Source organism: Phenylobacterium sp. VNQ135 (assembly GCF_049445735.1).
Taxonomy (GTDB): domain Bacteria; phylum Pseudomonadota; class Alphaproteobacteria; order Caulobacterales; family Caulobacteraceae; genus Phenylobacterium.
This window is the reverse complement of the sequence record NZ_JBMSDS010000005.1, coordinates 532345-547217: the sequence shown is the minus strand read 5'-3', so window position 1 is coordinate 547217 and position 14873 is coordinate 532345. Positions and strand designations below refer to the sequence as shown.

14 protein-coding genes are annotated in these 14873 nt (G+C 66.6%); 11 read left to right on the top strand and 3 right to left on the bottom strand.

Going from position 1 to position 14873, the window contains the following annotated elements:
* The first annotated feature begins 100 nt into the window (after nt 1-100).
* Both ACO2Q0_RS20425 and ACO2Q0_RS20420 read left to right on the top strand, forming a co-directional pair.
* Complete coding sequence (locus tag ACO2Q0_RS20425) at nt 101-1630, top strand: TonB-dependent receptor domain-containing protein (protein ID WP_423353354.1); 1530 nt, start codon at nt 101-103, stop codon at nt 1628-1630.
* A 67-nt stretch (nt 1631-1697) separates the two neighbouring features.
* Complete coding sequence (locus tag ACO2Q0_RS20420; protein WP_423353353.1) at nt 1698-2258, top strand: carboxymuconolactone decarboxylase family protein; 561 nt, start codon at nt 1698-1700, stop codon at nt 2256-2258.
* A gap of 474 nt (nt 2259-2732) precedes the next feature.
* Here ACO2Q0_RS20420 and ACO2Q0_RS20415 read toward each other — a convergent pair whose 3' ends face one another.
* Nucleotides 2733-3338 (bottom strand): VOC family protein, encoded by a 606-nt coding sequence (locus tag ACO2Q0_RS20415; protein WP_423353352.1) that lies wholly within the window; start codon nt 3336-3338, stop codon nt 2733-2735.
* A complete protein-coding gene (locus ACO2Q0_RS20410) occupies nt 3319-4986 on the bottom strand; it encodes an FAD-dependent monooxygenase (RefSeq protein WP_423353351.1) in 1668 nt (555 codons plus the stop codon). Before ACO2Q0_RS20410 ends, ACO2Q0_RS20415 begins: the two co-directional genes overlap by 20 nt.
* 103 nt (nt 4987-5089) lie before the next feature.
* On the opposite strand from ACO2Q0_RS20410, the gene ACO2Q0_RS20405 reads away from it, so the two are divergent.
* The 4 genes from ACO2Q0_RS20405 (at nt 5090) to ACO2Q0_RS20390 (ending at nt 9370) form a co-directional block, all read left to right on the top strand.
* Nucleotides 5090-5812: a GntR family transcriptional regulator gene (locus ACO2Q0_RS20405; RefSeq protein ID WP_423353350.1), complete on the top strand. Its 723-nt coding sequence runs from the start codon at nt 5090-5092 to the stop codon at nt 5810-5812.
* A 179-nt stretch (nt 5813-5991) separates the two neighbouring features.
* Nucleotides 5992-6792, top strand: coding sequence for a phytanoyl-CoA dioxygenase family protein (locus ACO2Q0_RS20400; RefSeq protein WP_423353349.1), 801 nt, complete (start codon nt 5992-5994; stop codon nt 6790-6792).
* 59 nt (nt 6793-6851) lie between these two features.
* The gene (locus tag ACO2Q0_RS20395) at nt 6852-9035 is read left to right on the top strand and encodes a TonB-dependent receptor (RefSeq protein ID WP_423353348.1); all 2184 of its coding nucleotides are present in this window, start codon (nt 6852-6854) and stop codon (nt 9033-9035) included.
* An 83-nt stretch (nt 9036-9118) separates the two neighbouring features.
* A complete protein-coding gene (locus tag ACO2Q0_RS20390; protein WP_423353347.1) occupies nt 9119-9370 on the top strand; it encodes a hypothetical protein in 252 nt (83 codons plus the stop codon).
* 96 nt (nt 9371-9466) lie between these two features.
* Here ACO2Q0_RS20390 and ACO2Q0_RS20385 read toward each other — a convergent pair whose 3' ends face one another.
* Complete coding sequence (locus tag ACO2Q0_RS20385; protein WP_423353346.1) at nt 9467-11266, bottom strand: FAD-dependent monooxygenase; 1800 nt, start codon at nt 11264-11266, stop codon at nt 9467-9469.
* 60 nt (nt 11267-11326) lie between these two features.
* Between ACO2Q0_RS20385 and ACO2Q0_RS20380 the strand changes: the two genes are divergently transcribed.
* The 5 genes from ACO2Q0_RS20380 to ACO2Q0_RS20360 all read left to right on the top strand — a co-directional run bounded on the left by ACO2Q0_RS20380 (nt 11327) and on the right by ACO2Q0_RS20360 (nt 14807).
* Entirely contained in the window at nt 11327-11629 is a 303-nt protein-coding gene (locus tag ACO2Q0_RS20380) for an FCD domain-containing protein (protein WP_423353345.1), read from the top strand.
* A gap of 36 nt (nt 11630-11665) precedes the next feature.
* Complete coding sequence (locus ACO2Q0_RS20375) at nt 11666-13183, top strand: class I adenylate-forming enzyme family protein (RefSeq protein WP_423353344.1); 1518 nt, start codon at nt 11666-11668, stop codon at nt 13181-13183.
* A gap of 69 nt (nt 13184-13252) precedes the next feature.
* On the top strand, nt 13253-13903 hold the full coding sequence (locus tag ACO2Q0_RS20370; protein ID WP_423353363.1) for a glutathione S-transferase family protein: 651 nt from the start codon (nt 13253-13255) through the stop codon (nt 13901-13903).
* Between the two features lie 198 nt (nt 13904-14101).
* A complete protein-coding gene (locus tag ACO2Q0_RS20365; protein WP_423353343.1) occupies nt 14102-14314 on the top strand; it encodes a LuxR C-terminal-related transcriptional regulator in 213 nt (70 codons plus the stop codon).
* Nucleotides 14315-14567: 253 nt separating this feature from the next.
* On the top strand, nt 14568-14807 hold the full coding sequence (locus ACO2Q0_RS20360; RefSeq protein WP_423353362.1) for a helix-turn-helix domain-containing protein: 240 nt from the start codon (nt 14568-14570) through the stop codon (nt 14805-14807).
* Nucleotides 14808-14873: the final 66 nt, after the last annotated feature.

The following is a 14873-nucleotide window of genomic DNA, read 5'->3' as shown; positions in this document are numbered from 1 at the left end:
CACATCAACCTGACGCAGCTTGGCGACAATCTCTTCCGGCTTGTGGCGCTTCCTTGCCATCGTTCCATCCATCCAAATGGTCCTCGGACCAACATAAGGGATGGATCACTTCAAGGGGGTCAGACCAACCAGCCCCGACGACCCCTACACGCCGATGGTCGACACCCGCGACCGCTTCCTGCGCAAGACGACCGCGCTGTCGGCGGAGCTCACCTGGGATCTGGCGGGAGGGGTGCTCACCAGCCGCACGAGCGGCAAGTGGGTCAAGCAGAAGCTCTACTTCGACCGTGACGCGCTGTTCGGACAGCCCTTCAACACCTCAGCCGCCGCCGGGCGTGAGTTCTGGGTCGGCTTCCGGGACACGACCATCGACGCCTACCAGCAGAGCCTGGACTACACCCACGCGGTGACCCTGTTCGGCCTGAGCGGCGACTTCGCGGGCGGCGTGGAGTTCCTGGCCGACGAGACCGAGCGGTTCAGCTACGAGGGAACGATCTGCGCGCTCGTCCCGACGCCTGCGGTCTGCCCGCGGGCCAATCCGGCCAACGCGAACAACATCGCCGCCTACCATGTGAAATCGAAGTCGTACTCCGGCTTCGCGTCGCTGAACCTGTCGCTCACCGAGCGTCTTGAGATGACGATCGAAGGGCGGCTGATCCACGATACGGCGGACTTCGACGGCGCTCAGGAGTTCGGCAGCAACGCGGTCCGGGTCTATGACCGCTTCATCAACCCCGCACGGCGTTCGGACAGCCTGAAGAGCACCGACTTCTCGCCGGCGGTCAGCGCGAAGTTCGCGGTGACCGACAACTCCAATATCTTCGGGCGCATCGCCACCGGCTACCGCGCGGGCGGCTTCAACGACCGTACCGGCAACACCCTATCGCCGACGCGCACCGACCTCCTGCCCGGCACGTTCGACCCGGAGACCAACATCTCCTACGAGCTGGGCTTCAAGGGCGAATACAGCAGCGTGCCGGTGCTGGACTCGGTCTTCCTCGACATCGCCGGCTACTACATCGAGAGCGATGACGTGATCATCGACTCGACGGCCACGGTGATCAATCCGAGCGACAGCATCATCAACAACAAGAACGGCGGCACCTCGGAGCAGTATGGCGTCGAAGTGCAGGTGCGGACCCGCACGCGGCTGGGCGAGAACACCCTGGTCACCACCTACATCGGCATGAACTACGCAGAGGGCTTCTACACGGACCCCGACGCGCGGGCGAACCCGACGATCAATGCGGCGACCGGCATGGTCACCGTCGCCGGCGCTCCGATCTTCGGCAACCGGATCCCGCTCCTGCCGAAGTGGCAGGCCAGCGCTTCGCTGGGCGTGGAGCACACGATCGGCGAGCATGCCCTGTTCGCGACGCTCGGCTACACCGGCGAGTGGCAGCAGGCGCACGATCAGGCGCAGACCCAGCCCTTCACCCGCCGGGTGGCGGACCGGGCGCTGTTCGATCTCTCGGCCGGCTACCGCAACGAGGACTACACGGTGCGCGGTGTCGTGAAGAACCTGTTCGACAACCAGTTTTGGCTGGCGCCGGCCGTGGCCGCCCAAGGGCGGACCGCGCGCACCAACCTCCCGACCGAATGGCGGTTCGAGGTCACTCGCCGCTTCTAGATGCTTCCTCCCCGAAGCGACCTGGCGCCGGGCGAACCCGTCCGGCGCCAATTCTTTTGGAGATGGCATGAGACGCTACATCGAGCGCACGCGCGCGGACCTGGATCCACAGCAGCGGAGGGTCTACGACGCCATCGTCTCCGGCCCGCGCGGCGCCGTTTTGGCCCCCCATCACATCCTGCTCGAAGCGCCCCACCTCGCCGGACCGGCGCAGGAGGTCGGCGCGGCCCTCCGGTTCGGCGCCAGCCTGCCGGCCACCCTCACCGAGTTGGCCATCCTGGTCACGGCGCGCCATTGGGACCAAGGCTTCGAATGGCGCGTGCACGCCCCGCTGGCGCGGGCCGCGGGGGTGTCCGAAGAGAGCTTGAATGCTTTGGCCGCCGATGAGGAGGCCACGTTCGCGAGCGTCGATGAGGCGCTCGTCTATGCGCTCTGCCGGGAGGTCCTGCGCACCGGTACCCTGTCCGACGCCACCTTCGGCGCGGCGGTGACCCGCTTTGGCCGGCCCGGCCTGGTCGAACTGCTCAGCATCGCCGGCTTCTACAGCTGGCTGGCGTTGCTTCTGAACGCCCATGGGGTCGGCGGGGACGATCCGGCCCCTAGTGCGGGCCTCGAACGAGAGTCCTGAGAGCGTTCGAGGGACGGCGATGGCGGACTAGTCGCGGCGGCTGCAATCGGCGCGGCGCGCGCCTCAGACCATGCAGCGGCTTGAGGGCATCCTCGCCTCCGCCATGGATGCGATCATCACGATCCACCAAGTGTAGAGCATCGTGGAGTTCAACCCCGCCGCCGAGCGGATGTTCGGCCTCAGCGCCATCGCCATGGCCCTCGCGAAGGACCTGTCATCGCTCGGGTGGGATGTGCTGGGCCCCGCCGCGACGCTCCAGGAGGCGCGCGCGCTTATCGCTGGCGGCCTTCCGGACGCCGCGGTCCTGGGTGTCAATCTCGGGGGCGAGCTCGTCTATCCCTTGGCCGAGCGTTGCGGCGGCAAGGCGTCCCGTTCGTCTTCTGCTCGGGTTTCGAGTTGTTGGACAGCGAGCTGCTGCGAGCCAGCAAGGTCGCCTGAGCCCCGGCGGCCGCGCCGCCGGGCGCTGGCTGCAGACTAGTCGATCGCCACGAGTTCGCGCCGTGGAGTCCCCGCGCGGAAGCGGGCGACGAAGTCCTCCACATCGATCTCGATGCCGGAGGGATTGCGCCGGTAGCTCTCGGACTGGAAGTAGGCGAGGTACTCCGCCTCGGTGTCGAAGTTGGACGCCGAGAGCTCGACGCGGTTTCCGTCCGGGTCCTTGTAATAGAAGCTCGTGCCCGGGCCGTGGTTGGCGGTGCGGAACGGGTGCTGGCCCAAGGCCTTCAGCAGTTCGAAGCGGCGGACCAGCTCCGCCAGGCTGGCGTTGCGCAGCTGCATATGATCCAGACCCGGCTCGATCTTGGGTTCGCCCGTCACCTCCGGCACTTCGAACAGTCCCAGAACCTGAGCGTAGGGATGGTCCAGGTGGAGGCGGATGAACGCGATCCTGCGGTCGCTTGCCCGCCCGAGACCCGAGAGATCCTGGCCGGGCGGCGGCGTCCGCTCGAAGAAGGGGGCCACGCCGACGACGCGTGTGTACCACCCCTTCATCTCCTCGAAGCGTTGCGTCTTTAGCACGACCTCGCTGATCCGCAGCGGGACCAGCGTCATCAGGTCGGTCTCAGGGGACGATACGGTCACGGGCAGTCTCCTCTTGGGGCGTGGCCGCGTCACCTGCGCCACGGATCTGGTCGAAGAGCGCGTAGCGGTCGCGCGGTGCCTCATCGCCCCGCCAGGCCACGTACCCATCGGGTCGCACGAGCACGAGCCGCCGCTCGTAAGCGGTCAGCACGGCGGGCGAGTCGACTCGTTGCAGGCGGAGCGGCACCCCGCGTGCGCGCGCGGCGCTTAGGAGGGGCAGAGGGTCGGCCTCGCCGCCGAGCTGAAGCAGTGTGAAACCGCGGCCATAGAGATCCAGGGTCGAGCGCCCATCCGCGAGCCAGACGTGCGGCGCACGCGACCCCGGGCGCGCGGTCTGCACATAGGTGGTGGGAGTGTAGACGGGACCGGGCTCGGCCTCGAGGCGGCAGATCGGCGAGGCGTCGTATCGGCAGTCCAGGTGGACGCCCACGGAACGCCACTCCTCTTGCATCAACTCGGCCACGGCGCTGCCGACCTGCGTCCGCGCCGCTTCGCCGTCCGGACCCGGATCGAGCAGCCGCGGATGGGTCGCCGCCTGCTTCATCCGTCCGAGATTCGCCGAGGCCTGGGCGGCGTTGCGCGCGGCGATCGGCCGGCGCTCGTCGTCGTAGCTGTCCAGCAGCCGCTCGCCGCCCCAGCCCTCCAGGGTCGCGGCGAGCTTCCAGGAGAGATCGACCGCCTCCTGCAGGCCCGTGTTCATGCCGTAGCCGCCCGTGGGCGACATCTGGTGGGCGGAGTCGCCCGCGAGGAAGCAGGGTCCGCTGCGGAAGCGCTCGGCGACCATCTGGCGGCGCACCCACGGCATCACGGAGAGCACCTCGAACGCGAGGTCGGCACCGAGCGCCCGGCGCACGGCGGCGTCGACCTGCGCCGGTGTCCATTCGCGCGGTTCGCCGCCCCCCACGATCTGCAGCCGGAAGACGTCACGCCCGTTGATCGCCACCAGGGTGGCCCAGATGCCTTCGGTCCCGATGAGGACATGCCGATAAGCGCGCCGGGTCCCCGCCCGGGCCAGGAGGTCCTCGCACCGGATCAGGACGTTCAGGCTGTAGGTGAGCGCCTCCGGTCCGATGAGCTTGATCCCCAGCCGCCGGCGGACAGGGCTCCCCGCCCCATCGCATCCCACGAGATAGCAGTATGCGACCCGGGCCTCCTGGCCCTCTGGGCCCATGAGGCGGGCCACGGCGCCGTGGGGGCTTGTCTCCAGATCGACGAAGCGCCAGCCGAACCGGAGTGTCACGTCCGGCAGCTGCTCAGCGGCCCGCCGCAGGACGGGGTCGAAAAAGTTCTGCGGACAGCGCTCCCGTCGCTGCGGGCTAAAGGCCGGAATCGGCTCCTGCGACATGCTGGGCTTGGCGTCGCGGCCCATCTCGTGGCCGAACACCGCGGTCGAATAGACGATGTCCTGCGGGAGATCGCGAGGGAACCCCGCCTGTTCCACAGCGCCTACGATCCCCCAGCGGCGGCAGAACTCCATGCTGCGGACGCCGACCATGTCCATCCGCGGCTGCTCGACGTGACCATCGGTCTGTTCCACCACCAGGCATGAGACCCCGCGCCAGCCCAGGTCCAGCGCCAAGGCGAGACCCACGGGCCCGGCGCCGACGATGAGAACAGAGGTTTCCGTGGGGAGCGGAAGAGATTGCATGCAATAAACATGCGAGAATGCCATCAAGGCGTCAAGTGGGCGGCGGGCTTGCATTCGCCTAATGATTGTATGCATCATGGGGGCGGACTGCAGGAGCTATATGGTGTCGACACAGACGGAGGCGGCGATCGCGCAGCTGCGCGAACTACTCATGAAAGGCGAGTTCGCGGCGGGCCAGAAGTTGGGCGAGAAGCTGCTGGCGGATCGATTGAACGTCTCGCGCACACCCATCCGGCTGGCGCTCAGCGAACTGGCGAAGGAGGGCCTGCTCGAATACCACGCCAATCGCGGCTTCGTGGTTCGGCGGTTCTCGATCGACACCATTGTCGACGCGGTCGCGGTGCGCGAGCAGTTGGAGGGCATGGCCGCCGGCCTCGCGGCCAAGCGGGGCTTGGGCGAGAGCCATCAGCGAACGCTCGAAGGCTGCCTGCTGCAGATCGACGGCCTGTTGCTGAAGACCCGGATCGACCATCGCGACGTGCAGACTTGGAGCGAGATCAACGGCGCCTTCCATAACGCCATCGTGGAGGCGGCGGACAACCAGGTCCTCGCCGACTTCGTCCGTCGGCTGGAGATGATCCCCCTGGCTTCAGCGCGGACCTTCGCCGGCATCTCCGACCATTTGGGCGCGCAGCTGGCGGTCATCCGCACCGCCCAGGCGCAGCATCGATGGGTCTATGAAGCGATCTTGGCCGGCGACGCGCACCGCGCCGAGACCGTGATGCGGCAGCACATCTACGACGGCCGCAACAATCTTCGCCGGCTCTTGGAACGGCTCAAGACCGAGTCGGACGACAATCTCTCTATCCTGCGCCTGGTGAGCTGAGCGGCGCTGGCGGCGGCCAGCTCCGTACGGATGGGCATGATCCACGCGCCGCACGGCCGCGTGGGGTGCCAGAGCGCCAACCCGCGAATCAGCGTCGCCGAGAACCCTAACGGTCGCGCCTTGTGGATTGCATGCATGCATAATGCCTCCCAGCATACCGACGGCCGCCGGAGGATACCATGGTCACGGACGCGGAAGTCGCGACGTTCGAGTGCGATGGCGTGGTTTGTCTGCGCGGTCTCGTGGAGCCGGAGTGGATCGAGCGGCTGCGCGACGCCGTCGAACAGGTGATGGCGAGCCCGGGATCGGAAGCCCGTGACATCACCGAAGACGGCGGCCGCTTCTTCACCGACATCTACATGCACCGCACGAACCCGACGATCCGGGCGTTCCTCACGCAATCCGGGATTGGGGCGGCGGCGGGGCGGCTCCTGAGCTCGCACCGTGCCCGGCTCTACAACGACCACCTGCTGGTCAAGGAGCCCGGCACGGATGCGCCGACGCCCTGGCACCAGGATTTACCCTATTTCCGTTGCGACGGCCGACAACTGGCCTCGTTCTGGATCGGCCTGGACCCGGTGACCCGCGACAGCGGCGCCATGAGCTTCGTCAGGGGCTCGCATCGCTGGGGGAAGATGTTCCAGCCGGTGAGCTTCGCCTCCGGCGACGCCCTCGACGCCGATGAGTTCGACGGCCCGCTGCCGCAGATCGAGGGGCGCGAGGACCTGGACTTCGTCTGTTACGAGATGGAGCCGGGCGACGCCACGTTCCACCATGTGCTCACCCTGCACGGGGCCCAGGGCAACGCCACCCTGGACCGCAGGCGCCGCGGCCTGTCCGTGCGGCTGGCGGGCGACGACGCAGTCTGGCTCCGGCGCCGCTTCTCGCCGAGCGGCATCGAAGCCGGCCTGCCCGACGGCGCGCCCCTGACCGGCGACCTCTTCCCGCTACTTTGGAGCGACGCCGCCGCAACGGCCTAATCCTTCGCCTTCCCTCCATACCCGCCATCCAGGCCGTCCCGGACGGCCGAAGGAGCCGCATGCCCAGATCCCTGATCCACCGCGCCATCCTGTTCGCCGGCGCCGCAACGCCGCTCCTGGCCGCCCCCGCCTGGGCCCAGGAGGCGCAGATCGAGGAGGTCGTGGTCACCGCCACCAAGCGCGACGTGGCGCTGTCGGACGTTCCGATCTCGGTGAGTGTGGTGACCGGCAAGGTCTTGGAGGAAACGGGCGTCTCGACCCTGTCCGAGATCGACGACTACATCCCCAACCTGGTCATTTCGGAGACGCCCTCGATCCCCATCGTGGTGATGCGCGGGATCGGCTCAAGCACCGGCAGTCTGGCCTTCGAACAGAACGTCTCGATGTTCATCGATGGCGTCTACGCCGGCCGCCCCAAGCAATTTGCGGCGCCTTACTTCGACGTGGATCACATCGAGGTGCTGCGCGGGCCGCAGGGCGCGCTCGTCGGCAAGAACACCAGCGCCGGGGCCATCGTGGCGGTGACGGCACGACCCACCGCGGCGCCCATGGCCCGCTTCGGGCTGTCCCGGGAGTTCGTCCTGCAGCGGACCCAGGTCAGCGGCGTGGTCTCGGGGCCGCTGACGGACCGCGTCGGCGCGCGCCTGTCGCTGATGGCCGAGGACCAGGCCGAGGGCCAGTTGACCAACCGCGTCACCGGCGCCGAGGACCCACGACCCCAGGCCTTCGTCGGCCGCCTCGTCTTTGACTACCGAGGCGAGGGCCTGGACGCGGTCAGCAAGTTCGAAGCCCAGCGGCGCCGCATCGGAGGCCAGCCCTTCCAGACTGTGTCGGCGAGCCGCGGCATCCGCTTCGACAAGACCCGTGAGGCCGGCAGCGCGCTTGGCCCGGAGTTCGACGAGATCCGCGCCGAGAACGGCATGGTACGCCTGGACAAGGACCTGGCCGGCCACACGCTCACGGCCGTCTCGGGCTACTCGGCCTACCGCGCCGCCACCGGCCTCGATTCCGACTACTACACCCCCGACCTCAGCTACTCGCGGTTCAACGAGGACTACGAGCAGTGGTCGCAGGAGATCCGGCTCGTCTCGCCGGAAGGCCAGCGCTTCGACTACATCGTGGGCCTCTACGGCCAGCGCAGCGACCTCTTCATCACCCGCGGCACGCACCAGACGTTCGCAATCAACGGGAGCAACCGCCGCTATTTCGACCAAGAGACCAAGATCTGGTCCGCCTTTGCGGAGGGCGTCCTCAAGCTCACGCCGACGCTCCGCGCCAAGGTCGGACTGCGCTACACCTGGGAGGACAAGACCGCCAGCTACCGCCAGATCACCGGCGCCGGCGCCCTGGGCGGAACGGCCCCCACCACCATCGCCTTCCAGGACGCACGGTCCGAGGAGCTGTTCGATCCTTCCGCGGTACTGCAGTGGGACGCGACGCCGGATGCCATGCTGTTCTTGAGCCTGGCCAAGGGGTCGAAGGGCGGCGGGTTCCAGGGCGATATCGCCGGCGCCCGCCTGGCGAGCTTCCAGATCAAGCCCGAGCGCTCGCGGTCCCTGGAGGCCGGGGGCAAGTTCCAGCTGCTGGATCGACGCGCCTATCTCAACGCCACCGCCTTCCTGACGCAGTACGAGAACCTGCAGCTCACCACGATCGATCCGAACGGCACGGGGCTGAACTTCACGACACGCAACGCCGGGGAGGCGGAGAGCTACGGCGTGGAGGTGGAGACCGCGTGGCGCATCACGCCCACCCTGTCGGCGCTGGCGTCGCTGGCGTATCTGCACGCGGAGTTCACCGACTTCGCCGCCGGCCAGTGCGCGCTGGGCCAGCCCGCGAACGGCGCCTTGCCGGGCACCTGCAGCTTCAACGGGGTGAGCCTGCCCTATGCCCCACGCTGGAACGGCTCGGCGTCGCTGAACTGGCGCCGCCCCCTGCGCGACTTCGAGCTGCGGACGAGCCTCGGGATCCGCTTCTCCGACGCGGCGCGCTACACCTCGACAAACGATCCGCAGGCCGTCCAGGCCGCGTTCGCCAAGGCCGACGTGCGGGTGGCGATCGCCGCGCCCGGCGACCGCTGGGAGATGGCGTTGTCGGTTCGCAACCTCACCGACGAGCGGACCTTCAGCTTCGTGACGCCCAATCCCGTCGGCAACGCCTTCGGCGGGACCGGCCCCGACGGACGCGTCAAGGTGATGGACGCGCCCCGCACGGTGGAGGCGCAACTGAACCTCCGCTTTTGACGCGCCCGCGCTGTGCGGCGGGGTCTATGACGCCGTGACGGTGACGCCGTTGAGGCGCGGGGCCACGGCGGCGCTGGCGGGACTTGCTGACCTGCATCCGCGAGGGCCGGACCGTGCACATGCCGGGCTTCGTGCTCGAGGCCTACGCCGAGCGGCATCTGAAGCCGCCGGGCGAGATGGCGCGGTTGTTCGCCCGGTTCCGCGGGATGGCGGAACGCAGCGCCGAGATCGCCGGCCGGATCGGCCTCGACCTCTCCGAGCTGAGGTGCGAATACACGGACGAGCCGGTGCCGTTGGGCAAGACCGCCATCCAGCACCTGCGGCACCTCGCCTGAGAAGGCGCGGCCTGGCGGTTCCGGGACAGGCTGACGGAGAAGGTGCGCGCGACGATCGAGAAGGAACTCGACCTGATCGAGCGCCTGAAGCTCCTCCTACGCTGATGAACCGGGAGTTGGCGGGCCTCCAAGGAGTTGGTGCATGACATCGGCCAAAGTCTTCCGCGGAGCTGGGTCCGCTCCCTGTGACCGCCAAGCTACGTGCCCGTCGGGGCGGAGAAGCAGCGCACCCGACGGACGGTGCCCGCACAACTCGCGCCAGGAGCCCTGCGGATCCTGAAGCGGTGACGCACCGCCAATCTGCTCAGAGGAAATGCTCATGCCGGAGTCGCGGAGGGCTAACGCGGCTGCGAGCCAGGCCTGGCCTTGCCCCCCGGCGAGCAGTGTGAAGCGATCGTAGGAAAGTAGGTCGTGCACGGAGAGAGTCGCGCCCTCTCTCGTGATCGATGCATGAGGCAACCGAGAGCCTGGGCGGGTGTTCGGAAGATAGGTCGTCGTGTCCTTCCAGATCCGCTCGGTTCCGTCAGGGATCACCGCGCCGCCTTCATAAGAGTAGCCGAGGTCAAGGCCGAGGGAGGTGTAGTGCGGGCGTTGATCCTCCGCAGCCGCTTGGGCAAGACGTCGAAGCTCCTGCGCGGTCGCCGATGGTTGTCGCAGTTGCGCTAGGACCTTCCAGTCGTGCTCTCGATCGCCTGTCAGTCCGATCGCTTCGTGAACACCGCGGTTGCGCAACTGGTTGTGCAGGCTCTGAGCCGAGTTGGCGCGGGCAACCGGCTGGGTCTCGACCTGATAGGTGTCCAGGAGCGCCTCCCTGGCCGCCCCACTTAGGACCAGGGCCAGCTTCCACACCAGATTGTAGGCGTCCTGGATCCCGGTGTTTGCGCCCAATCCTCCAGTGGGCGGAAACCGGTGCGCCGCGTCTCCCACCAGGAAGAGCCGCCCGTGGCGATATCGTTCCGCTATCTGAGCCGTCTTGGTCCAGCTTCCAATCCCGCGAATCTCGAACGGATGGTTCCGGTCTCCGACCACATCCTTCACGATCTCCGCGCAACGCGCCTCGTCATACTCCGCCAGGGTCTCCAACTCCGGCTCGTAGGGCTGCATGAACACGGCTCGGCGATCGATTCCATGGACGATCAGGCTGCCAGAGTGTTCCGGCTGCACGCACCAATTCACGTTCGCAGGGTGGTCGCTGAGGAAGGGCCGCAGGTCAGAGCCGAAATAGATTGCGATGTAGTGCGCGATCGCGCTGGGCCCCTGCATCTGGATGCCAGCCTGCTTGCGCAGACGGCTCCCCGCGCCATCCGCTGCGATCACGTATTCCGCGGTGACCTCTTCTACCTGACCCGACAAAAGTTGACGCAGGTAAACCCGCGCCCCGCTGGCGCTCTCTTCGACGCTTTCGCACTCAACATCGAAAGAGATCTCGATGCCGCGCTTGACGACCGCCTGAAGGAGCAGATCCTCGAGCTCGTCCTGCGGGAGGTTTGCTGCGCGGGTGGGACTTATGGTGGCGAGCCAGTCTCCCATCCGCACTGACGCCAGGTCGAGAGAAGCAATCTTGGGCTCCGCTAACGAAACGAACCAATTGATGTACCGGAGCTGCTCGCGGGGTGTGGCTCGAGAATGCACTGCCTCATCAAGGCCGAGGGTGCGGAAGATCTCCAGCGTGCGCGTCTTCAGCACATGGGCTTGAGGTGCCGTGTGCAAGCCGCTCCGCTTCTCCACAACGCGTGCTTGGACGCCCAAGCTTTGCAGGAGCAGCGCGGCCGTGAGGCCAACAGGCCCGGCGCCTACTATGAGAACAGGAAGCTTCCCCACGCACCACCCCAGTTGCACGCAATATGCCTGAGTTAGCGCGGCCGCTCCCCATTGACCAGTATGAAAACGGGCCATGTGCATGCAATATGTCATCCCATCCGTAGCTGCGTGTCCTTGCGCGGAGCTGAATGCGCTTTGAGCCCCCCCGCTGCGCGCTCGCGGTCAGGGACGCTCGACGTCATTCCTCTGGCCTCTGCGCGTACGTTCGCCGGCACGTATGATCGCCTCGCCGAGCAATTCGCGGTCATCAAGGCTGCGCAGGACCAGCACCGCTGGATGTTCGAAGCCATTCTGGCGCGCGATCCCCAGCGAGCCGAGAACGTCATGCGTCAACACATCTATGGAGGCCGCAACAACCTGCGGAACCTGCTGGAGCCGATGAAGCAGGGATGCTGGCCACGTACCGATGCTGTAGCTCGTCAGCTAGGCTTGTCGTAAACGACATTGCATGCAATCACCTCTTGAGAGGTGGCCATGTTTCCTATCGACTGCATGTACCGCGGCGCGCTCGTCGCTCCAGACGCCATTGCCGTGGAGACCGAAGCCGGCGATCGAGCGCTAACACACCGCGAGCTAGCGGGCGCCGTCGACGCCCTTGCCGCATACATCCAGGATCGGATCCCCGCTGCTCAAAGTCGGATCGCGGTCTGCGGGCACAACACTGTCGAGCATCTCATCGCGATCCTTGCGATCTATGCCTCGGGGAACACTTGGGTTGCGCTCAATCCGCGCAATGCTCGACCTGAGCTCGATCGTCTCGTCCTCGCCTCTCGCGCCGGTCTCATAATCGCGGACGAGGATTGCCTAGACCGGTTCGACACGAGCCTTGCGCCCGTGCTCGTCGGCGCCTCCGAAGGCCGGGCGCAAGGAAACCTCGCGGCTGTCATTCACGCCAACCTGGGGCGTCGGCCCAGCGCGCGGCCGATCACGCTGCAGGACGTTCAGGCCATCAAGTTTACGGGTGGCTCTACCGGCATTCCCAAGGGAGTGATGCAAAGCTACCGCGCTGGCGCCACCGCCATCGCCAACCTGCAGTTCGCCTATGGATACGATCGCTCCGAGGTGAACCTCGTTGCCGCTCCCGTCAGTCATGCGGCGGGCGTCTACGTCCTCCCGATCCTCGCGGTTGGAGGGCGTCACATTCTGCTCAGGACCCCTGCGGCCGGAGCCATCCTCGACGCGTTCGAGCGGCGTGGCGTGACGCGCTGCTTCTTGCCTCCGACGGTCATCTACAATCTCCTGGAGGACAGCTCCGCTGCAGCGCGGTCCTACCCCTCTCTGCGTGCCATCAGCTACGGTGCGGCGCCCATGCCAATGCCGCGGATCCGGCACGCCCAGGCTGTGTTTGGCCCGCGGATCGACGCGGCGTACGGGCAGGTAGAAGCTCCGCAGACGATTGCGCTGGCTACCGCTGACGAGCTCGCGAGAGATGATCTCGCGGGTTCCGTTGGCAGGCCAGGACGGATGAACCGTGTGTCTATCCGGACTGCCGATGGCCTTCCGGCGGGGCCTGGAGAGATCGGCGAGATCTGTGTTGCCGGCGATTTGCTTATGAACGGGTATTTGGACGCGCCGGACCTGACGGAACAGGTCCTTCGCGATGGATGGCTGTCCACTGGCGACCTTGGCTTCCTTGACCAGGGCGGACGTCTCTTCATCCGTGGGCGATCGAAAGAGATGCTCATCAGCGGCGGCTTCAACGTCTACCCGGTCGACGTCGAGAATGCGCTGGCGAGCCACCCTGCTGTCGCCGAGTGTGTGGTTTTCGGCGTCTCTGACGAGAAGTGGGGCGAGCGGGTCGAAGCCGCCGTGGTGCTCAAGCCAAATCTCTCTGCGAGTTCTGAGGAGCTGATCGCTGCAGCCAAGGCGCGCGTTGGGTCCGTTCAGGCGCCGAAGTTCGTGCACCTGGTGCCATCCCTCCCAAGGAATGCCGTTGGCAAGCTAGTCCGGCGCGAGATCGCCGCTGCGCTTACAGGCGCCCCAGGCTCGTGATCCTTCGGCTGTACCACTTCAACGACGCGGTCTGCGGGGCCAAGGTGCGCCTCGTGCTGGCCGAAGGAGATCGCCTTCGACGAGGAGGTTATCGTGGGCGAGGGGCTGTACGCCCCTGAGTACCGGCGCCTCAACCCGGCGGGCGTCGTCCCCACCCTCGTCCACGGTGGCGTGGTGCTCGTCGAGTCCACCGTCATCATGAACTATTTGGAAGACGCCTTCGGCGGCCGTGTCCTGCGCCCGGCAGCGGCAGCGGCAGCGGCAGCGGCAGCGGCAGCGGCAGCGGCAGCGGCAGCGGCAGCGGCAGCGGCATTGGACCGGGCCACCATGAACCTCTGGCTCAAGCTTGCAGACGAGGTCTACCATCCCCCGTTGGGCGCGTTGACGTATGCGCTGGTGGCGCGCCAGCCCTATCTGAACCTTACGCCCGAGGCTCGCGAAGCCGCCTACAGGCGCATCCCCGATCCTGCGCGCCAATCCCCGCGGCGGAGCGTTGTTGAGTTCGGGATGGAAGCGTCTGAGATCAGGCCTCCGCTCAAGGCGTTACGCAGCCTGCTGCTGAAGATGAATGATCTATCGACCCCCTTCCAGGCGAGAGAGCAATACAGCCTCGCCGACGCGGCACTTACGTTCCTCGATCGTCTGGACGCATTCGGCGCGCTGAACCGGAACACCGCTGCGGCCGGGTGGCTTGAGGTGATGAGCGAGAGGGCCTCCTAGGCGGCCGCTATCAAGGAACGGTTGGCGCTCGATTATTTCCTCAGGCTTGCCGCAACTGCCGATCTGCAGGAGGAGATCTTGACACTGAGCTGCGGCCCTAAACCGCGCCACCAAGTGGAGGCATGCGCGGCATCCCAACTCGCAGATTGCATGCAAAAATGGTTGCCGCTGACGACCTAGGCGAATAGCGATGCCGAAATGGCCCTTGACCGTCCAGTTCGCTCGCTGAGCGCCCGTCAGCTCGATTGCCTACGTCTTGTTGCTGATGGCCTTTCGTCTCCCGAAATCGCTCGGAGGTTGAGCCTCTCGCCCCGCACGGTTGATGAATATCTGGGCGCTGCCTGCGGCCGGCTAGGTGTGCGTACTAGAGTTCAGGCCGTCGCGACGGCCATACGGCTTGGGTTGATTTAGCCCCGTAAATATGCGGGCGAGAACGTGCGGGAATTGACCCCAACTTATCCACAGGGAATCAATCTGAGGTAGTGGTGCTGTAGTATCCAAGCTCTGCGCCACAACGTTAGGGCGACCTGCCGACCGTTCGTCGGGAGAGGCGCCGGTCCGGTTGGGGGGCTACCCAATACGGAGAGTTCGCGTGTCCGAAGTTGTTTTGAAGCCCGAGTCCAAAACCTTCCTCGCTGCTGGCGGCCGACTATCGGCCCCTGAGATGGTACCTCATCGGAGCATCACTGAGCGCCAGTTGCAGTGCCTCGCGTGGGCTCAGGAAGGAAAGAGCGCGACGGATATCGGCGTAATCCTCGGCCTTTCTGGCCGTACGGTCGAAAAACACCTGACGAAGCTCTGCGGGCACCTCGGCGTCAAGACGCGCGTCCAGGCGGTGGTGCGCGCGCGAGCTCGGTCTAATCGGCTAGGTACGGGCGTAAGTCTACGCCTCGAGGCTGGGTAGACTTACGCCTCGCGAAGAGACCTTCGGGTCGGCAGCATCGTCGCACGAGGCGGCGAAGAGCCGCCG